This window comes from Enterovibrio calviensis DSM 14347, from assembly GCF_000621165.1.
GTDB lineage: Bacteria > Pseudomonadota > Gammaproteobacteria > Enterobacterales > Vibrionaceae > Enterovibrio > Enterovibrio calviensis.
The window spans coordinates 137,634-158,966 of the sequence record NZ_JHZA01000011.1 but is presented as its reverse complement, the minus strand read 5'-3'; the positions used below and the strand labels follow the sequence as shown (position 1 = coordinate 158,966).

The following is a 21,333-nucleotide window of genomic DNA, read 5'->3' as shown; positions in this document are numbered from 1 at the left end:
TGAGACACACAAAAGAAACCGCACATCGACAACACCTCGCCTACTTAACGCCCACTCAAACATCAGAGCATAAAAAAACGCAGAGGAGAAACCTCTGCGTTTTTGTGTTTTTCTATTCAACAACACATCGTGCTGGCGCGATTAAGAATGCTTCTTATACATTGATTCAATTTGCTTTTTATAGCGTTCTAGAATCACTTTACGGCGCAGTTTAAGCGTTGGCGTCAACTCGCCGTTGGTCATCGAAAACTCTGATGGCAGCAAGGTGAATTTCTTCACTTGCTCAAACTTCGCGAGCTCTTTTTGCAACTCAGTGATGCGCTTTTCAAACATTTCAACGACGTCACTGTGCTTAATCAAATCCATGCGATCATGATATTTGATGTTTAGCTCTTTCGCCCAGCCTTCCAATGTTTCAAAGCAAGGAACAACCAATGCTGACACGAAGTGACGCGCATCTGCGACCACGGCGATTTGTTCAATAAAGTGGTCTTTACCCAATTTACCTTCGATAACCTGTGGCGCGATGTATTTTCCGCCTGACGTCTTCATCAATTCTTTGATGCGATCGGTGATAAACAAGTTACCCGCTGCGTCTATATGACCAGCATCACCTGTTTTCAAGAAGCCATCTTCTGTAAAGGTTTCAGCAGTTTCTTTCGCCTTGTTGTAATAACCGCGCATCACCATAGGGCCACGCACTAGGATTTCGTTGTTCTTACCAATTTTCACTTCCGCGCCCGGCATAGACATGCCGATAGAGTCTGGATCAAACGTCGCATTATCCCAGCAAGATACGGTCGCTGTGGTTTCGGTCATGCCGTAACCCAATTTAACGTTAATACCAATGGCATGGAAAAAACGACCAATCGCAGGCTCAAGCTTCGCTCCGCCGCACGGCATCATTTTGATCTGACCACCTAGCAATTGACGAAGCTTGCTCAGTACCAGTTTGTCTGCCATTCGGTAAGCAGCTTGTAGTGCCGCTGATGGCTTCTTGCCCTGCTGAAGGGTTGTCGCCATTTTATTACCAATAGAAACAGCCGCATGGAACATTCCCTTTTTCACTGGGTTTGCTGTGGCGACTTTTTCATGTACTGCGCTGTAGATTTTCTCGTAGAAGCGCGGAACCGCACACATCACGGTCGGTTTCACTTCTTGCAACGCTTCACGCACCATGTGGGTGTTTGACAAGTAGCAGTTGGTCGCACCGTTGTGCAGCACAAACAAGCTCCAGCAACGCTCAAACACATGCGAGAGTGGCAAGAACGCCAGCGAGACTTCGTTTTCAGAAATCGATAGCACTTTGTCGTGGCTTTCTAGCTGGGCAGCGAAGTTCGCATAGTCCAGCATCACGCCTTTTGGCTCACCGGTGGTGCCAGAGGTATAAATCAGCGTGGTGAGATCTGCCATCGACGCATCAGAGATACGTGTTTGAAGCTCATGCTCAACGTTGTCGTTGCCAAGCTTCATAAAGGCGTCGAAGCTCATTCCCATAGCGTGGCCAGAAAAATCTACACTTTCGTTAAAGCTAACGATGTGTTCAAGCGACGGGCACTGCTCTGCAATCGACATGGCTGCGTCTGCATGAGCTTGCTCGCCAACAAACAATACGCGCACGCCAGCATCTTTCAGAATGTAGGCAGTTTGATCCGCAGTATTGGTTGGATAAATAGGGACTGGTACACAGCGAATTTGCAGTGCCGCCATGTCCGCGATGGTCCATTCAGGACAGTTATTCGCGAAGATACCAATTTTATCCTGCACGGCAAGACCAGAAACAAGCATGGCGCGCGAGGCATCATCGATGCGCTGACCAAACTGACGCCAACTGATATCGCCCCAACCCTTCCCTGTTTGGAAACGCAATGCGGTTTTGTCTCCCTGAGCTTTTACCTGCTCACGAATACGGTTAACGATATGAAATTTCAGCGCCATTTAATTCTCTCTCAGCACATCTTTTGCCTGGCTGAAATAGTCAGCAAGACATCGAAAATATGAGCTAACACTTGTAAGCTCAAACTAGACATGCAGTGTAATCACTCCCCCATCAATTACAAGAAAAAGCACCCTTTAAGCGGCTAAAAATCACACGATATTGATTTAGAACAGCGTTCATTTGAGAGTACACCTGTTCTCTCAATCTATCAGGAAGATGTAACAAGACGTATCAGATTAGAGATGAAGAACGACAGGCAATAAAAAAGCCGACACGATGTCGGCTTTTGCAGATAAACAAAGGCGATTAAATCAGTGAGTTGCCACAAATTGACAACAATTGATCACGCATCCAAAGGTGACCCTTGTCTTTCTCTGCTGAGGCATGCCAGCTCAAATAGCCGCTAATGCGGTTAGCTTCAAGCGGCAAAGGAAGCATTTTAAGCTGAGCGTTAGTTTGTCCTGATTCCACCATCCAACGCGGCGCAACAGCCACCAACTCAGACTGGCTGACCACATACAGAATGTTGCTCAGGCTGACGCCTTGATAGGCTTCGCGATATCGGCCATCGCGATAGAAACCTTCAGCATAACCCAGCATCTGACCGTTATGCTTCAACACGGCATGTGCTTCGTTCAGCAGCGCTTTGGCCGTAATGGTTTCGCCCAGTCGTGGATGATTGGTATTTACGACCACCACAAGCTCGTCGTTGAACATTTCGGTGCTGCAAAAACCTGCTTCACCAAAACGCATGTAATCAATCACAAAATCCACTTCTTGGTAGCGAAGCTTGCGCGAGATATCGCGGTCAAATTCCGTTTCCACCTGGACATTCACGCTAGGCGCAACGCGGCGAATAGAATTTAGGATTTGTGGAACAAAACGCATGTCAGAAGGGCTGCAAATCGCCAAACGGAAAGTACGATTGCTCGTTTCTGGCACGAATACAGAGGTCGGCAGTTCATTTTTGATCAATTGAATAGCTTGACGAATTGGACCAAATAGCTGACGGGCACGCTGAGTGGGTTTGATGCCGCGTCCGTTGCGAACAAACAATTCATCATTAAACATCACTTTCAAGCGAGCAACAGCATTACTTACTGCAGGCTGAGACATGCCTAAGCTCTGTGCCGCACGGGTGATGTTCTGTTCTTGCATAACCGCATCAAACACAGTGATGAGGTTAAGATCGACACTTCTCAATGTCGTATCTGCACGGTTTTCCGAATTATTGGTCGACTCTATTTGTGTCATAACTAAACCTTGAACAGGGGAATCTATGTGCAGAACTTTCTTTATCTATGTCAACGCCACTGCCAATAAGGGGAAAACAACATCATGGTGCAACCGTATATACCGGATGCGGCAGTTCGAATCGCTAAGATAAAACGTCAAACACGCGTTCATGCCCTAGAGGGTGGAGCATTCACTAACATGAATTGAACACACCTTGAACAGGACACAAAATTAGTAACATGAGTGACGAAGTAGACCCCAGTAAATTGTTATAAAAACATGTTCAAGGAATACTTGAAAAACATAAAAATCCAAAAATAAAACAAAATAAATACAACAAGTTAAACATAAAAATCACACTTAATGTTCTTGTTGTCAAAATATTCACACAATCAATGCTGCTTGGCTTTTTTATTTGAAAACGCCGACAGCTGCATATTGAACATGGCGCGTTTTCGCTGATGACTTGGCCAAAAGTCGGACAATAATTCATTCACATGCTCAGGAAATACCACCTGCGACCATAATTCTTGATGAAGTAATGGCAACGAATCGACGTCTCCTTTTGCCAACCATTGAGCAAGTGCGTTCGCCACATCGGGGTAAGACACGCGTTGGCTCTCTGAACAATTTAGCCATTGATGTATGGCATCAATGTCGAGCGTCTCCATGGTGTTCACCAGACCAAGCATGTCCAAGGTAGCGACATTGCTTAACTGCTCAAATTGTCCATTCAACGGTTTAAGCAAGAGTTTCTTACCTAACGATAACGCTTCTGATGGCAGCTCAAATCCACCATTGGCAATTACTCCTTCGCATGCCACCAAAGCCTCTTGAAATGTTGTTTTACTCAGTGGACGGACACTCACATTTTTTGCGGTTGTCGCTTGGTGGCAATCCGGATGAAAACAGATGAAAGGCATATCCAAGGGTTGCAGGACACCCAATATGTCATCTAATCGCTCAAAAGGCAGATACACCAAAATGGCACCATTGGATGACGTCGGTTCAATAGACGCGAGGTCGATAATGGGGGGTAAAACAGATTGATTGAAGTGGTACCAGTGTAATCCGATACTATGCTGCGTCGGCGCAAAATAACGCATGATGACCTTGTCCAACATATTCTGGCCTTGCTTAGGCACATCATGCTTAAACGCAGATTGGTGGCTAATTGATAGCGAAGGCACACCTTGACGTTTCGCTGCATAGGCCGTTATTGGCTCAAAATCTGAAATAACCAAATCATATTGAGATGCATCTAACGCCCTCACTTCCCGACGAAAATGCCAAATATTGTTGTTTAATACCGTTTTGACACGGTCAATTTTTCCCGCATAGCTGTAGAAGGTAAAGCCTCGACACAGCGTGTAATCACCAAACACCGCCATGTCGAAATATTCTGACTCAGGACGACCTGAAAAAAGAAACTGCACATTGACAGAGGGGATTTTTGCCAGCGCTTTAGCCATCGCACGTGCTCTGGAAATATGCCCGTTGCCCGTCCCTTGTACGCCATAAAGAATTTTCATCATTGCTCTCTATTATTGAGTATGATTTTTACTGCTGAACCGGTGTTCAAACGTATTCAGAGAAACGCAACACCAGTGACGCACAACCCAGCCCCAGTAACGCCCCAACCAACACATCAGATATATAGTGAACGCCCAAAAGCACACGTGATGCACCAATACATGCAGCCCATGACCAATAAACAACACTGTATTCGGGGTAGAAATGGCTAAGTACAGTGGCCATAACAAACGCCGCGGAGGTGTGCCCAGAAGGCATGCTGTAAAGGTCGGATGGCACAATAAATGCGGGAAGATGTTGTGGCCTTGCACGTCGAAAAACACGCTTTAGCCCCATGAAAATAGGCAACTCAATGGCAAAAGCCTGCAAACCGCAGATGAGAAAAGACACACCTTTATCTCCTGCAGTCAGTGCCAGTAAGGCGCCTATCGCGAGATATAAATGTCCATCTCCGCTTTTTGATACCCAACGAAATACCCGTGCAATATCTGCACTGAATCGGTGACTTAAACAAAGGGTGGATACGGCCTGATCCACCCTCTGTAGGGCAACTAGACTGCGCATTCATCAACTCCATTTATTGACGTGACAACATCAGAATAGAATTGGGCAGTGACAGTCCGGTTACGATTTGCAGACGACTTGATGAAATTTACTAATCTATACCCAAGTAACCTGAAGGTGCAGGATTCAGCGAGCTTTACTGACGTTATGATCAAGGCGTCCCTTTGCCGATGTAGTGAGCTCCATCAAAAAGGGACAACACCGAGCATGGCGTCAGTAAACTCGCCCGAAGGGAGGCCCTCAGAGCGTCCACTTCATCGTTAAATTCCTGTGAAATAGAATGACTATTCCTACAAAAATTCGCCTTGAATCGAACACTCTGAGGGCCTCTGAAATCGAGCATCTTCAGGTTGCTTGGGTATATAGATAGGCAGCTTTAAGGCTAAGAAGACGAACAGCTAGAGAGGTAAGGTGGCGAGCCTATGACAAGGCTCGCCAACTGCGTTTTAGCTCAAACGCTCGTGTCGTTTCACTTTGCCGAAATCCGCCAAGATCGCGTAAGCGGCGGGTATCATAAACAACACCAGCATGGTGGACGCGAAAATACCGAACACGATGGAGATCACCAGTGGCTTCACCACTTGCGCTTGAAGGCTGGTTTCCAACATCAGTGGCAACAAACCTGCTGCTGTGGTTAGCGAGGTGAGGAACACCGCGCGAAAACGCTCCTGACTGGCGCACACAACCGCATCGTAAATGTCTTCACCTTCATCAAGGTGGTGTCGGATGTATTGCACCAGCAAGATGGAGTCATTGACCACCACACCTGCAAGCGATACAAAACCGAGCATGCTTGGCATACTCAATGGGTGACCGAGGATCCAATGTCCCCAGATCACGCCGATCAGCGCCAGCGGGATCGCCAGCAAAACAACAAACGGCTCTAAGTAACTGCGGAATTGGTAACTCAAAATCACGAAGATCCCGAACAGCCCCATCGCGAACCCTATCGCCATCGATTGTTGGGTTTCTGCTGCGTCTTGGCTTTGCCCTTCAAACAACACTCTCAGCCCCGGGTACTGTTTCTGGAGATCTGGCACTAACTCGACTTTTAGCTGTGCAAGCACATCACCAATGCTGACCTGACTTTGTATGACGTCGCCATAAACACTCAATGTACGCAGGCCATCAATGCGCTGAATACGCACATAATTACGTTGATAGTTGAGCTCTGCGACCGTCGACAATGGCACTTGGCTGCCATCTCCCAGCACTATCGGGAAATTCGCCAGCCCTTGCAGGCTGCTTGCATCCCCTTTATCAAGCCTGACATCAATTTCGATGCTTTCAGGGCCGACCTGAATTTCATCGGCGGTTTGCCCGAAATACGCAGAGCGAAGCTGGCGCGCAATCATTTGGCCATTGATGCCAAAGGCTTCTGCCCCTGGACGCAGTGTGATTTTGACTTCTTCTTTGCCGGGACGCATGTCATCAAGCACGCCCGACACACCTTCAAACTGGGCAATGAATTGCTGGATCTCGACGGAAGCTTGTTTCAGTTCATCCAAGTTGTCGTGTTGCAATCGGATATCGAAATCTCGACCACCCGGCCCCATGGCTGGCTGCTTGATCACCAAAGAAATAGGCTCAGTCAGCACGCCAATGTCTTGTTCCCACGCAATGGCAAAATCATCGATCAAGGTGTTTCGAATTTCTGCGCTCAGTAAATCCAATCGCACGGTCGCAATATGTGGCCCACTTTCATCGGCATCAGCATTGGCGTTAAATTGTTGCGTAATGTGCGAAATCAAAGGCTCGCTCTCGCCGTTTTCTTCACTCATGCGATCGCCAATACGCACCGCAGATGCCACTAAGGTGTCGACTACCCTTTCGGTTTGTGACAGCGACGAGCCCGGCGGCAAAATAATGCGCGCTTCCACGATGTCACCATCCAGTTCAGGGAATCCCACAAACCGGACAGAGCCTGACGCCAGAAGTGCAAACGAGATCAACAGCATCGCGATCACGCCGCCAACGAAGGCATAGCGCCATTCGACAACGCGCGTGACTAACGTGGCGAGCGTACCGGCACGGAACCGCTCAAATGCCGCCAAGAAGTGACGCTTAAACGCCAAATCGGGTTTTGGATCGCCTGCTTTGGATAAGGAATGTTGAAGGTGATGGGGCAATATCAAGAAGGCTTCGACCAAGCTCAAGGTCAGCACCAGTATCAGCACCATGGGCACGACACGAAGTACGGCCCCCATTTCACCTTGAAGGAAGATCAAGCTACCGAAAATACACACTGTGGTGAGGTAGGAAGAGACCACGCCGGGCATCACTTTCTTGACGCCATTGACCACCGCATCTTCGAGTTTCTGCCCCCGATCGATGTGCGCGGCGATGGATTCAGATATCACAATGGCGTCATCCATCATGATACCGATGGCCATCAACAGCCCCACCAGCGACATGATGTTTATAGACAAGCCCAATTGCGCCATCAAGAAGAAGCCGCCCAAGAAGGCCACGGGTAACCCTGCCGCAACCCAAAAAGAATAGCGAAACGAGAAAAACAGCCACATCACGCCGAACACCAAGAGCACACCCTGCCAGGCATTGCGCACCATCATGGTGAGGCGATCCCAAAGTAGTGAAGAGAAATCATTGGTGAGGTTTAAGGTGACGCCGTTTGGCGCTATGGCTTGTTGATCGTTAACAAACTGCTCGACCCGCGCTTTGATCCGCAAGGCATCGTCCGCTTTGTTTTTGCTGATCTTAAGCAGCGCAGACGGTTTTCCATCAAACCAAACTTGTTGCTCATCTAACTCAAACCGTTCAGTGAGCGTGGCGATGTCCTGCAATCGAATAACACCACCTTGGCTATCAGCTGCCACCACCACGCGGCCTAATGTGTCTGCAGTAATGCGTCTTTCATCAAAACGAATCAGTAAGCTTTTGTCGGCAAGTTCCACGTTACCGCTCGGCAAGTTAATGTTTTGGGCACTGACCTGCTCGGCAATATCTGACACGCTCAAACCAAGCTGACGCACCGCACTTTCTTTTACTTCGACGCGGATTTGTCGATCAGAAAAGCCCGCGACGCTGACTAACGGCACGTCATAGTCTTGCTTTAAGGTTTGTTTGAGGGACTCTGCGTAGGCTTTTAACCCTACCCAATCGGTGTCTGCGGCTATCGCGACATCAACCACCGGTTCATTCCAATCAAGCTCACGGACAACAGGCGGTTCGATATCGCTGGGGAAGTTATTCACGGCATTGATCTGCGTTTGAATGTCCACCAGCATGCGAGAGATATCGGCGGTTTTATCGAGCTTCACCACCAAAGAGGCGGAACCTTCTAAGGCTTCACAGCGCGTTTCTTCGATATTCGACAAGCCATCAACGGCTTCTTCCATCAGCAAACAAATGTTTTGTTCTACTTGCTCAGGGCTTGCGCCTGGGTAGACGACATTGGCGAGGATGTAAGGCGGAGCAAACTCGGGAAAGGTTTCGCGCTTGAGGTTAGGCAGTGACGTGATACCGATAAGTATCAGCGCCAGCATCAACAAATTGGCCGCGGTGGGGTGCCGCGCGAAATAGCGGATCATGATGCATCCTCATTCACTGCGTTTTCGCTTTCCGCATTGGCAGCTTGTTCATCATCAGCAGCCACATCAGCAACCACGCGTTCCCCATCAAGCGTGAAGGTTCGCAGTGTCATACCCGGCACGGCAGGCAAAAGATCGTTCACCACCAATTGCTGACCGTCTTTGAGATCACCAGAGATCGCTACCAAATCATCATGACGGAACAACACATCGACGGGCTCAACTGCCAGCACGCCCTCTTTCATCAAATACACTTTGTCGCCACGCAGCGCTTGTTCTGGGATCACCCAATGCGCCATCGGCTGTCCTTCGATCGTGGCTTGAACAAACATGCCATTCACCAAGGAAGGCAAGGCGGCCAGAGGGTTTTGCGTTGTCGCATCTGTTTGCGACGATGAAAGGTTAAGAGGGATTTCGAGGATCACACCAACAGTCGCCTGATTCAGGTTCACGGTGTCGCTCAATCGGGCCACATTGGCAGACCATGTTTGATTAAAGCTGCCACTGGAGAGCGCAACATTGGCGGTCAATCTCGCCAAGTGTCCATTCGCTGAGGATTGCGCATCGCTTTGATTGCTGCTTTGGCGAAGACTTGGCACAGCATTCAGAGAGTCAAACAGGGTTTGCATGTCATGGATCGAAACTTGCGCGTCAACTTCCACCGCTTCCAAGCCGTGTGACACCACCATGATTTGCTGCGGCGTGACAAACTGATCTTTCTCAATGTTCACTTCAGCAATGCGGCTGTTTACGGGCAGCACAACGTGGGTTTTTTCAAGATCGCGCTCTGCTTGTGTGAGTGCCAATTGACTGGCATCCAACTCTGCTTCAGTGATCAGGCGCTCATCAGGTAGCACTTTCAACTGGCTTTCTAAATCTTGCACGCGGGTTTGTTGTGACAGATACGCTTGTTGCTCAGTGTCGAGTTCCGATTGCGAGGTGAGGCCTTTTTGACGCAGATTTTTCTTTCGCGTTAATTCGTCTTTGCTCAAGGCTAAGCGACGTTTTTCGATATTCAGCGTGGCTTTAAGGTTACTGCTGTCCAAATCCAATTTAGCTAATCGCGCTTTTTTGGCGCTGACATCCGCTTGCGCTTGGGCGACGGCCAGTTGGTAATCTGTCGGATCGATACGAAGCAACTCAGTGCCGGCAGGTAAGATGCTGCCTTTTTCGAGTGCGGGGTTTCGATAAATCACCTTGCCATTCACTTCTGCAATGGCCTGCCATGTGAGTTTTGGCGTTACGCGTCCAAACCCAGTCACCACAGGAGAAATGGTTTGCTGCGTTAAAGTGAGAACATCCACGGGGCGCGCTTTTGATTGCGCAGGTTTTACAGGAATGTCGGGGCGGGTTTTAATCGCTATGACCAATACCAAAATACCAATGGCTAGAACTGGGAAGAAAAGCAGCTTTCGGCGCAATGTCATAGTGAGAGACCTCCGTATCCAAAAAGGTATTTATGCCTTTTAACGCATAAAGGTTCACGCCTTCGAGCATGAATGGCTCATTTAACGATAAATACTACGTTGGAACATCCAGCTTTTCTCTCAATTTACAAAACATTGCATTGCCGAATAATCAAATTGTGACAAGCCAAACTGTAAACGACCCAATGTCGCAGCAGAGCAAGTGACAGACGCAATGTCATGGCTTTTTGATGGCAACTCACAACGACGTAACATAGATTCAATGCTCGCTGCTGATTCAGTTCAAAAATCGCCCAAAACTCTAGTTAGTGAATAAAACCAACTTTTGACACAAAAAGCAGTGTTTTGCACCACAGTTAACAACATAGATAATGCTTTCTTGTTATTTTCTAATTTGATATTGACGTAATAGTAAATGGTTTGGTATTCATTTGTGCAGAGCCTTTTAGAGAACTGTAAAAATGATGCAACGTATTTTCCTCCTAGACCTACTCCTTCTCGTGAATTTTTCGCGCGGGTAGTCATGGACTGAAAATAGTATTCACCAAGACATACGAAACCCGCGCCAAGAGCGCGGGTTTTTTTGTATGGCCTGCCAGCGGTGCGGATTAACCAAGAAACGGGCAAATGAGGGAACGACCATGAAAGACCGAGTCATCATATTTGACACCACCTTACGTGACGGCGAACAAGCGCTGTCTGCCAGCCTAACTGTGAAAGAGAAGCTGCAGATTGCACTCGCACTCGAGCGTTTGGGTGTAGACGTGATTGAAGCGGGTTTCCCAGTTTCAAGCCCTGGCGATTTTGAATCTGTTCAAACTATCGCGAAAACCATCAAGAACAGCCGCATTTGTGGACTGTCTCGCGCCGTCAATAAAGACATTGATGTTGCTGCCGAGTCGTTGAAAGCGGCTGAAGCGTTCCGTATCCACACGTTCTTATCGACATCGACCATCCACGTTCAAGACAAACTGCGCCGCAGCTACGACCAAGTGGTTGAAATGGGTGTTAACGCAGTGAAGCGTGCGCGTCGTTACACCGATGACGTGGAATTCTCGTGTGAAGATGCAGGCCGAACACCCATCGATAACTTGTGCCGCATGGTAGAAGAAGCCATCAAAGCAGGCGCAACCACGGTTAATATCCCTGACACCGTCGGCTACACCGTACCGGGTGAATTTGGTGGCATCATCGAAACCCTGTTTAACCGTGTTCCTAACATCGATAAAGCGGTGATTTCTGTTCACTGTCACGATGACTTGGGCATGTCGGTTGCCAACTCCATTGCTGCGGTACAAGCCGGTGCGCGTCAAATCGAAGGCACAATAAACGGCATTGGTGAACGTGCAGGTAACTGTGCGCTGGAAGAAATTGCCATGATCATCAAAACCCGCAGCGAACTGCTGGGCGTTGATACTGGCATTAATCACACCGAAATCAGCCGCACCAGCAAAATGGTCAGCCAGCTTTGCAACATGCCAATTCAATCCAACAAAGCGATTGTGGGCACGAATGCATTCAGCCACAGCTCTGGTATTCACCAAGATGGCATGATCAAAAACAAGAACACCTACGAAATCATGACCCCTCAGTCGATAGGTCTTGGCCAGAAAGCCTTGAACCTAACCAGCCGTTCTGGCCGCGCCGCGGTGAAGAATCACATGGACACCATGGGCTACAGCGACACTGAGTATGATTTGGACAGCCTGTACCAATCATTTTTGAAGTTGGCCGACCGAAAAGGCCAAGTTTTCGATTATGACTTGGAAGCCTTGATGTTCTTCAATAACCTGCAAGAAGAAGATGACTTCTATAAGCTGAAGTACCTAAGCGTACAAAGTGGCAGCGTGAAAGCGACCGCCACCATCAGCTTGCAGTGTGGCGATGAAGAAGTCAGCGATGCCGCTATTGGTAACGGCCCCGTTGATTCTTTGTATCAAGCCATTTACCGCATTACCGGTTATGACATCGTGCTGGACAAATTCGACCTAACCGCAAAAGGCGAAGGGGAAGATGGTCTGGGTCAAGCTGACATCATCGCAAACTATAAAGGCCGCAAGTACCACGGTACGGGCGTGTCGACAGATATCATTGAAGCGTCGGGACAAGCGTTGTTACACGTCATCAACAGCATTTATCGCGCTAACCGCATCGCTCAAATCAAAGAACAAGCAACTTTAAAAACGGAGACAGTGTAACCATGGCAGGTACGTACAAAATTGCCGTTCTACCGGGCGACGGAATTGGCCCTGAAGTCATGCAGCAAGCACATAAAGTGCTGGATGCGGTTTCTAAAAAATTTGATATTCAGTTCGAAAAGAAAGAGTTCGATGTGGGCGGCATTGCCATTGATAACCATGGCTCTCCACTGCCAGACGCAACCTTAAAAGGCTGTGAAGATTCTGATGCGGTTCTGTTTGGTTCTGTAGGCGGCCCTAAATGGGAAAACCTACCACCCAACGAGCAACCAGAGCGCGGCGCATTGCTGCCTTTACGTAAGCACTTCCAGCTATTTTGTAACCTTCGCCCTGCACAAATTCATGCCGGTCTTGAAGCGTTTTCGCCACTGCGTGCTGACATCTCTGAGCGCGGCTTCGACATCGTCGTTGTACGCGAGCTCACCGGCGGTATTTACTTCGGCCAACCAAAAGGCCGTGAAGGCTCAGGCCCTGAAGAGAAAGCGTTTGATACCGAAGTTTACCACCGCTACGAAATCGAACGTATTGCACGCATCGCGTTTGAATCTGCACGCCTTCGCCGCAAGAAAGTCATGTCTGTCGATAAAGCGAACGTACTGCAAAGCTCTATCCTTTGGCGTGAAGTGGTTGAAGAAGTCGCTAAAGACTACGCCGATGTTGAGCTTTCACACATCTACATCGACAACGCGACCATGCAGCTGATCAAAGATCCTTCGCAGTTCGACGTTATGCTGTGTTCAAACATCTTCGGCGACATCATTTCTGATGAATGCGCGATGATCACTGGCTCAATGGGCATGCTGCCTTCTGCCAGCCTGAACGACAGCAAATTCGGCATGTACGAGCCAGCAGGTGGTTCAGCGCCGGATATCGCAGGCAAAAACATTGCCAACCCAGTGGCGCAGATCTTGTCTGCCGCACTGATGCTTCGCTACAGTTTGGGTGAAGAAGATGCAGCGCGCGCTATCGAAGATGCCGTGAGCAAAGCACTCGAAGCGGGCGAACTAACCGCAGACCTTGCAGGTGACAGCACCCCTCTGACCACGTCAGAAATGGGTGATAAGATCGCCGCTTATGTCAGCGAAGCATAAAAATTATACGGATCATGATAGCTCCAAGTCATCGGGTTCACAGGTAGGCCCTAAACGAGTCCATTCTCTGTGAATTCAATGATGATGAGAAAAAGGATTAGGCAATGTCGGCAAAAACATTATACGAAAAAGTCTACGACGCCCATGTGGTGGTAGCGGCTGAAGGCGAAACACCTTTGTTGTATATCGATCGCCACTTGGTGCACGAAGTGACCTCTCCTCAAGCCTTTGATGGCTTGCGCGAAAAAGGGCGTCCTGTACGTCAGGTATCGAAAACCTTCGCAACCATGGATCACAACGTTTCCACACAAACCAAAGACATCAACGCCTCTGGCGAGATGGCGAAAATCCAAATGGAAACGCTGGCGAAAAACTGTGAAGAGTTTGGCGTCACCCTTTACGATTTGAACCACCCATACCAAGGCATCGTTCACGTCATGGGCCCTGAACTGGGTATTACTTTACCGGGTAACACCATTGTCTGTGGTGATTCACACACAGCAACCCACGGTGCGTTTGGCGCATTGGCATTCGGTATTGGTACCTCTGAAGTTGAACACGTTCTTGCGACTCAAACCCTGAAGCAAGGCAGCGCCAAGACCATGAAAATCGAGGTCAAAGGCAAAGTCGCTGAAGGCGTGACGGCAAAAGACATCGTGCTTGCCATCATCGGCAAAGTGGGTCACGCAGGCGGTACAGGCTATGTGGTGGAATTCTGCGGTCAGGCGATTGAAGATTTGACCATGGAAGGCCGCATGACCGTGTGTAACATGGCTATCGAGCTGGGCGCGAAAGCAGGCTTGGTTGCACCAGACCAAACCACCTTCGATTACCTGCAAGGCCGTAAATTCTCGCCAACAGGCGAAGATTGGGATGCCGCGGTTGCTTACTGGAAAACGCTGAAAACTGATGACGATGCACAATTCGATGCCATCGTGACGTTAGAAGCGGCTGACATCAGCAACCAAGTCACTTGGGGAACAAACCCAGGTCAGGTTGTTGGCATTCATGGCGTGGTTCCTGCACCTGAAAGCTTTAGCGACCCGATTGAGCGTCACTCTGCTGAACGCGCACTGAAATACATGGGCATTGAAGCAGGTCAGAAAATCACTGACATCAATATCGACAAGGTGTTTATTGGTTCTTGCACCAACTCACGCATTGAAGATATGCGTGCAGCGGCGGCCATCGCGAAAGGCCGTAAAGTAGCGGCAGGCGTTCAAGCCTTGGTCGTACCGGGCTCTGAGCAAGTCAAAGCACAAGCGGAAGCGGAAGGTCTGGATAAAATCTTCGTTGAAGCCGGCTTTGAATGGCGTCTGCCGGGTTGTTCTATGTGTTTGGCAATGAACAACGACCGCCTAGGTCCAAAAGAGCGCTGCGCATCAACCAGTAACCGTAACTTCGAAGGCCGTCAGGGCCGTGAAGGTCGTACGCACTTGGTGAGCCCAGCAATGGCTGCGGCAGCCGCCGTTGCTGGCCACTTTGTTGACGTTAACAGTCTTGATATTCAGAGCGCATAAGGAATCACCATGTCAGGAATTAAACAACATACCGGTTTGGTGGCACCGCTGGACGCAGCAAACGTGGATACCGATGCCATTATCCCAAAGCAATTTTTGCAGAAAGTAAACCGCACTGGATTTGGTAAGCACCTTTTCCACGACTGGCGTTTTCTGGATGAAGCCGGCCAACAGGACAACCCTGAGTTCGTGCTGAACCAACCACGCTACAAAGGCGCAAGTGTGCTGCTTGCGCGCGAAAACTTTGGCTGTGGCTCTTCCCGTGAACACGCACCGTGGGCATTGGCAGACTTTGGTTTCCAAGTGATGATCGCGCCAAGCTTTGCTGACATCTTTTACGGCAACTCCATCAACAACCAGATGGTGCCTGTTCAGCTAACAGAAGCGGAAGTGGATGAGCTGTTCGCGTTTGTCGCAAACAACGAAGGCGCGGAGATCTCACTCGATCTTGAAGCTCAAACTGTGACTGCTGGGGACAAATCGTATTCATTTGAAATCGATTCGTTCCGTCGTCACTGCTTGCTAGAAGGCTTGGACAGCATCGGGCTCACGCTGCAACACAGCGATAAGATCGCCGAATACGAAGCGAAGATCCCTTCTTTCTTGGCGTAATCGTTTTCTTAGTTGTAAAAGACTAAGCAACAAAGCACTTGAATTGAAAGCCGACCTTGGTGGTCGGTTTTTTTATGCGCTCCGTACACGCATGGGAAGAAAAAGACAAAACCTCGGGTCTTTTACTCAAGCAATATACTGAATATATCCGATAACAAACCATCATATCGCTTTAGGGATTAGCCATGCACAAAGCTCTGCCACGTTACGTCACCTTGTTCGCCGCACTGCTCTTATTTTCAAGTCAGACCTTTGCTGCGCCAAAAAGCGAGTTATGGCCTATTTGGGATCGAAGCAACGAAGAAAATTCAGCGTCTTTTGATCACAGCAAGTGGCAGCGACTCTTAGACACCTATTTGACCGAACAAGGTCAACACACTCTATTCGACTACGGCACTGTGACGAAGCAAGACAGTGCTTTACTGAATCAATACTTATCGGATCTCACATCACTCGATCCGCGCAACTACCGCCAAGCCGAGCAGTTTGCCTATTGGGTAAACCTCTACAATGCACTGACAGTAAAATTGATTCTTGACGAATACCCCGTTAAATCCATAACCAAACTAGGTGGTTTGTTTAGCTTTGGTCCATGGGATGACAAAGTCACCAATATCGCAGGACAAGCTCTTACCCTGAATGATATTGAGCATCGAATTCTTCGTCCCATTTGGAATGATTCACGTATTCATTATGCGGTGAACTGTGCAAGTTTAGGTTGCCCAAACCTAGCCACTGACGCTTTCACTGCAGCAAACACAGAAGCCTTACTCGAAAATGCAGCCTCGCAGTTTACGAACAGTGAAAAAGGCGCACGCATTGAAGGTTCGACACTCACACTCTCCTCCATCTACGATTGGTATGGCTCAGATTTTGGCGACAATGAGCAAGAGATCTTACGCGAAATCGACAAGTACCGAGACGGTCGAAAGCTCGAAGGTTGGTCAGGTAAAATCAAGTACGAATACGACTGGTCGCTCAATCAGCCATAACAATGATTGGTAATCATCGCCTTGATGATTACAATATCAACCATCTCGTGGGGAGCTGACATGAAGTTGGCTGAGATTGCGAATGCTAAACCCATGCACCTGAACCAGATAATGCTGGCGTAGGAATGAGATGTCGCAGAGTGCAACCTCGCTCAATGACCCTCAGCCTCGCCGAACATGATGTGAGGCAACCATGAAAGTCCCATTTTCCACCCTGATGTTAACCATGGCCATGGCGAGTCCTGCGTTAGCCGATACTTCAAACACGCTAACGGTTTACACCTACGATTCTTTTGCAGCAGATTGGGGTCCTGGCCCTGCGGTAAAAAAAGCGTTTGAAGCTCAATGTGATTGCACCTTGAACCTAGTGGCATTGGAAGATGGCGTGACCATTCTTAACCGCTTGCGTCTTGAAGGAAATAACAGCAAAGCTGACGTCCTACTTGGCCTCGACACTAACTTGATGACGGAAGCGGAAAAAACAGGCTTGCTGGCACCACACACTGTGGACGTAAAAAACGTCACGCTGCCGGATGGTTGGAATAACACCACGTTTGTTCCTTATGACTACGGCTACTTTGCTTTCGTTTATGACAAAACCAAACTGGAAAACCCACCAAAAAGCTTGAAAGAGCTGGTCGAAACACGCGACGACATTTCTGTTATCTACCAAGACCCGCGAACGTCTACCCCAGGCCAAGGCTTGATGCTGTGGATGAAGTCCGTCTACGGTGATGATGTTGCAGAGGCGTGGCAGAAACTGGCAGACAAAACTGTCACCGTCACCAAAGGCTGGTCTGAAGCCTACAACATGTTCTTAAGTGGTGAATCGGACATGGTGCTGTCATACACCACATCTCCTGCTTACCATTTAATTGCCGAAGAGAATGCGAACTTTACTAGCGCTAACTTCGCTGAAGGCCACTACATGCAAGTCGAAGTGGCAGCAAAAGTGAAAGGCTCGGACAATCAAGCGCTCGCTGATGAGTTCATGCAGTTCATTCTCAGCGACGGTTTCCAAAACACGATTCCAACCGGAAACTGGATGTATCCTGTCACAGGTGTCACGCTACCAACGGGCTTTGAAACCCTATCGGTCCCTAACAAGAGTTTGCAATTCACTCCGGAAAAAGTCGCGGATAATCGCCGCAACTGGATCCGAGAATGGCAATCGGCACTGGTGAAGTAACATTGTGCTAAACCCTTCAAGAACCTGGCCGGGAGTGATTTCGGCCTCGTTAATAGCGGTGCTGATCAGCGCCGCTTTATTTTCTCTGCTATCCCAAGCGCCATCGTTAGATGTCGCTTCGTTGTGGCGTGACCCTTATCTTCAACACGTTACGGTTTTCAGTTTCAAGCAGGCGTTTTTATCTACACTGCTTTCCGTCGGTCTCGCCATTCCTGTCGCCCATGCCCTATCGCGCAGACAGTTCAAAGGCAAAGCGCTGCTACTCAAGCTGTTCTCCATGACCCTTGTTCTTCCCGTTTTGGTTGGGGTATTTGGGCTTTTAGCCATTTATGGCAAAAGCGGCGTACTTGCTGATGCTATGCAGCTATTGGGCTTAGAGTGGGATGTCAGTATTTATGGCTTATCGGGTATTTTGCTCGCGCACGTATTTTTCAACTTACCCTTTTCGACTCAACTCTTGGTGCAAGCGTTAGATCAGATCCCTGCTGATCAACGCCGTCTCGCTCAGCAATTAGGGATGCGTGGTTGGCATCAATTCCGATTACTCGAATGGCCCTATCTACGTCAGCAATTGCCACATGCAATTGGCTTGGTGTTCATGCTGTGTTTCACCAGTTTCGCAACGGTGATGGCGCTCGGCGGCGGCCCAAGCGCCACGACCATCGAACTCGCCATTTATCAAGCGATTCGCTTCGATTTCGACCTTCAAACCGGTGCCTTACTTGCCCTCTGGCAACTGCTGCTATGTGGCCTTTTTCACTTAGTGGTGCAGCGCATGACCCAGCCCGTTTCACTGCAAGGCAAGGACAGTCACATCTTGTTAGCCAAGCGCACGGATACTCGAGCCGAGCAAGTGTGGGATGCTGTATGGATTGGGTTTGCGGCGTTATTAGTTTTGCCGCCTCTGGCAATGGTGTTACTCAGTGGTATCAATGCCAGCGCGTTAACCGTATTAACGCAAGCGGCGTTATGGAAGGCGACGGCAAATTCTATATCATTGGCGTTTGGCAGCGCTGTTTGTGCCTTTTTGCTCGGCGCATCCATCATTCTGACCAGCCGATTTTGGCGTATTTCAGGGCACGAAAAGCGCGCAGATGGCATTGAGATGACGGCTTCATTGATCTTAGTTGTTCCCAGCGTGGTATTGGGGACGGGACTCTTTTTGATGCTGCGCGAACACATCGACGTATTCAGTTCACCTTATTGGCTCATTTTAGCGGTGAACACCTTGATGGCTTTGCCCTATGTGGTGAAGGTACTTAGTCAACCCGCGTATCAGCTAGCGCAACAATACCAAGGCCTTTGCAACAGCCTTGGCATTAAGGGGCTTAATCGTCTGAGGCTTATCGAATGGCGGGCCCTGAGGGCACCGATTGCCAGAGCCTTGGCGGTGAGTTTTGTGCTTTCAACCGGGGATTTGGGAGCGATTGCATTGGTCGGAAGCCAAGATTTTCAAACCCTGCCGTTGTATTTATTTCACTTAATGGGAAGCTACCAAATGGATGCTGCAGCCGCCGCGTCACTTGTGCTGTTTGTCTTAAGCCTTGGCAGCTATGCCCTTATCGAAACATTGATCAATAGGAAATCTCATGCTGCACGTCAGTGAATTGTCTCATCACTATCAGGCTGAAACCCTCTCTTTCTCGTTTCAGTCTGAACCGGGATCAATTACGGCGATACTCGGCCCAAGCGGTGCAGGAAAGAGTACGCTATTGTCTCTACTCTGCGGTTTACTGCCACCAAGTGGGGGAAGCGTTTCATTTGGAGAACGCGAGTTCACTCATTTGCCAGCACATGAACGCCCACTTTCCATTCTGTTTCAAGAACACAATTTGTTTGGTCACTTGAGCGCTTTTGACAATATTGCTCTGGGGATCAGCCCAAGCCTTGCACTGACTGTCGAAAACAAAGCGTCGGTCGCTCATGCTGCCCAACAAGTCGGACTTGAAAGCTATCTTGATCGACACCCTGGACAACTGTCAGGAGGACAAAAACAGCGGGTCGCATTGGCTCGTTGTTTAGTGAGAAATCGTCCGCTTTTACTGCTTGATGAGCCATTTTCTGCGTTAGACCCTGCACTACGCAAAGAAATGCTTCAGCATGTTAAGCAGTTAGCACGGCAATTCAACACCACCATTTTGATGGTGACCCATCACCCTGAAGATGCGCTGGCTATCGCTGATAAGGTGTTATTTGTTGAGGCTGGGAAAGTGGTTTATCACACCTGCGCATCGGAACTTAATACCCCTAATGACACCGTAAAGCGCTTCATTTCATAGCATTACCACTCACAAATCGGTCAAACATTGCGCATCAACAAACCGCATCTATACTTGTTTTTAAGACACCCAAATCATAAGAGAGATGCGATTGTGACTGTTACCAGTATTGATGTGCTGGACTCGGTGGTTGATATTACAGCTCAGACAGAGTCCGATACCATTTCTGAAAGCCTCATTACGACAATTTTGCAATTGACGCCGGCAAATCAGGTTTTGGTGTTGGATTATAACCCTGAAACCAACCCCGAATTTATGGTGGTCGCGTGTTCAGATATCTTCCTCTATGAAGAAGAAAAAGATGCGATTGAGCGTATTTTGCTGAACTGCGTGTCTTCCGGTGAAAACATTGTTCAATTCAGTTCCACCGAAAATCAGTCGTTACTCGCGGTGCCAATTTACGGTGAAGGTGAAGACATTACCGCCGTGGTTTTCTGCAAGTGCGACCAGCTGAAAGGCGATGAAGTCCAGTTGATAGAAGGGCTGGCGAAGATTTATGAGAACTATCAAAAAATCATCTCAGCCAGCGAACGAGACGGTTTAACTGGCCTCTACAATCGTAAAGTGCTCACGACCAAAATTGATTTACTCTTGGATCGTTTTCTTATTCAGGGTAGCAGTATTACCGACGACCCTTCTCACCATCATTGGGTGTGTATTTTCGATATCGACCATTTCAAACTCATTAATGATGCGTTAGGGCATGTGTTTGGCGATGAAGTTATCCTACTCATCACAGCCATGATGAAGAAGACGTTTAATGATGATGATCTCTTGTTCCGTTACGGCGGTGATGAATTTGTCGTCATCATGCACCCTCAATCTCGTGAGGAGATGGAAGCAACGGTTCGTGGTTTCATCCAAACGGTGAACGAACGTGACTATGGACAAGCGAAGGATGTGTCCATTTCAATGGGAGCCGCCGCCATCAGCGATCAAGAGCTCAATGCGATCACAGTCCTTGGCTTCGCTGACCAAGCGCTTTACAAAGCCAAGCAAAATGGTCGAAATCAAGTCGCGTTTTATGAGGAACTCATTGCCAGCGGCGAACTCCAAGCCTTAGTGCCTGAAGACGATGTCGAGCTGTTTTAACACCGAATGAGTTGTCGCTATGCAATGAAAGCCGCCTTCCGTGCGGCTTTTGTTTTTTGAGATCTTAGTTGCAATTTCACACTAACCATTCCATTGACAAAAACATCACG

15 protein-coding genes and 1 riboswitch are annotated in these 21,333 nt (G+C 48.6%); of the genes, 9 read left to right on the top strand and 6 right to left on the bottom strand.

Annotation, left to right across the window (positions count from 1 at the left end; translation table 11 throughout):
• Positions 1-141: 141 nt before the first annotated feature.
• The 6 genes from Q365_RS0111855 to Q365_RS0111830 all read right to left on the bottom strand — a co-directional run bounded on the left by Q365_RS0111855 (position 142) and on the right by Q365_RS0111830 (position 10,250).
• Positions 142-1,938, bottom strand: coding sequence for an AMP-dependent synthetase/ligase (locus Q365_RS0111855; RefSeq protein ID WP_028023545.1), 1,797 nt, complete (start codon positions 1,936-1,938; stop codon positions 142-144).
• 307 nt (positions 1,939-2,245) lie between these two features.
• Positions 2,246-3,193 carry a transcriptional regulator LeuO gene (gene leuO / locus Q365_RS0111850; protein ID WP_028023544.1) on the bottom strand — a complete coding sequence of 316 codons (948 nt, stop codon included), beginning with the start codon at positions 3,191-3,193 and terminating at the stop codon, positions 2,246-2,248.
• A gap of 374 nt (positions 3,194-3,567) precedes the next feature.
• Entirely contained in the window at positions 3,568-4,707 is a 1,140-nt protein-coding gene (locus Q365_RS0111845; protein WP_028023543.1) for an MJ1255/VC2487 family glycosyltransferase, read from the bottom strand.
• Positions 4,708-4,753: 46 nt separating this feature from the next.
• Complete coding sequence (locus Q365_RS0111840) at positions 4,754-5,272, bottom strand: phosphatase PAP2 family protein (RefSeq protein WP_028023542.1); 519 nt, start codon at positions 5,270-5,272, stop codon at positions 4,754-4,756.
• Between the two features lie 446 nt (positions 5,273-5,718).
• Complete coding sequence (locus Q365_RS0111835; protein ID WP_028023541.1) at positions 5,719-8,823, bottom strand: efflux RND transporter permease subunit; 3,105 nt, start codon at positions 8,821-8,823, stop codon at positions 5,719-5,721.
• On the bottom strand, positions 8,820-10,250 hold the full coding sequence (locus tag Q365_RS0111830) for an efflux RND transporter periplasmic adaptor subunit (RefSeq protein WP_028023540.1): 1,431 nt from the start codon (positions 10,248-10,250) through the stop codon (positions 8,820-8,822). Before Q365_RS0111830 ends, Q365_RS0111835 begins: the two co-directional genes overlap by 4 nt.
• Before the next feature lie 641 nt (positions 10,251-10,891).
• Between Q365_RS0111830 and leuA the strand changes: the two genes are divergently transcribed.
• The 9 genes from leuA (at position 10,892) to Q365_RS0111785 (ending at position 21,223) form a co-directional block, all read left to right on the top strand.
• Positions 10,892-12,448 carry a 2-isopropylmalate synthase gene (gene leuA, locus Q365_RS0111825; protein ID WP_028023539.1) on the top strand — a complete coding sequence of 519 codons (1,557 nt, stop codon included), beginning with the start codon at positions 10,892-10,894 and terminating at the stop codon, positions 12,446-12,448.
• A 2-nt stretch (positions 12,449-12,450) separates the two neighbouring features.
• Entirely contained in the window at positions 12,451-13,539 is a 1,089-nt protein-coding gene (gene leuB / locus Q365_RS0111820; protein WP_028023538.1) for a 3-isopropylmalate dehydrogenase, read from the top strand.
• A 104-nt stretch (positions 13,540-13,643) separates the two neighbouring features.
• Positions 13,644-15,059 (top strand): 3-isopropylmalate dehydratase large subunit, encoded by a 1,416-nt coding sequence (gene leuC / locus Q365_RS0111815; RefSeq protein ID WP_028023537.1) that lies wholly within the window; start codon positions 13,644-13,646, stop codon positions 15,057-15,059.
• 9 nt (positions 15,060-15,068) lie between these two features.
• Positions 15,069-15,671: a 3-isopropylmalate dehydratase small subunit gene (leuD, locus tag Q365_RS0111810; RefSeq protein WP_017017735.1), complete on the top strand. Its 603-nt coding sequence runs from the start codon at positions 15,069-15,071 to the stop codon at positions 15,669-15,671.
• A gap of 185 nt (positions 15,672-15,856) precedes the next feature.
• Positions 15,857-16,663 carry a DUF547 domain-containing protein gene (locus tag Q365_RS0111805; RefSeq protein WP_035024888.1) on the top strand — a complete coding sequence of 269 codons (807 nt, stop codon included), beginning with the start codon at positions 15,857-15,859 and terminating at the stop codon, positions 16,661-16,663.
• A 38-nt stretch (positions 16,664-16,701) separates the two neighbouring features.
• A riboswitch (TPP riboswitch) is annotated at positions 16,702-16,806 on the top strand.
• Positions 16,807-16,880: 74 nt separating this feature from the next.
• Complete coding sequence (gene thiB / locus Q365_RS0111800) at positions 16,881-17,852, top strand: thiamine ABC transporter substrate binding subunit (protein WP_245621546.1); 972 nt, start codon at positions 16,881-16,883, stop codon at positions 17,850-17,852.
• A 4-nt stretch (positions 17,853-17,856) separates the two neighbouring features.
• Positions 17,857-19,458, top strand: a complete 1,602-nt coding sequence (thiP, locus tag Q365_RS0111795) for a thiamine/thiamine pyrophosphate ABC transporter permease (RefSeq protein WP_028023534.1) — start codon at positions 17,857-17,859, stop codon at positions 19,456-19,458.
• A complete protein-coding gene (gene thiQ / locus Q365_RS0111790; protein ID WP_028023533.1) occupies positions 19,442-20,131 on the top strand; it encodes a thiamine ABC transporter ATP-binding protein in 690 nt (229 codons plus the stop codon). Before thiP ends, thiQ begins: the two co-directional genes overlap by 17 nt.
• Positions 20,132-20,224: 93 nt before the next feature.
• Positions 20,225-21,223 (top strand): GGDEF domain-containing protein, encoded by a 999-nt coding sequence (locus Q365_RS0111785; RefSeq protein WP_028023532.1) that lies wholly within the window; start codon positions 20,225-20,227, stop codon positions 21,221-21,223.
• Positions 21,224-21,333 lie beyond the last annotated feature (110 nt).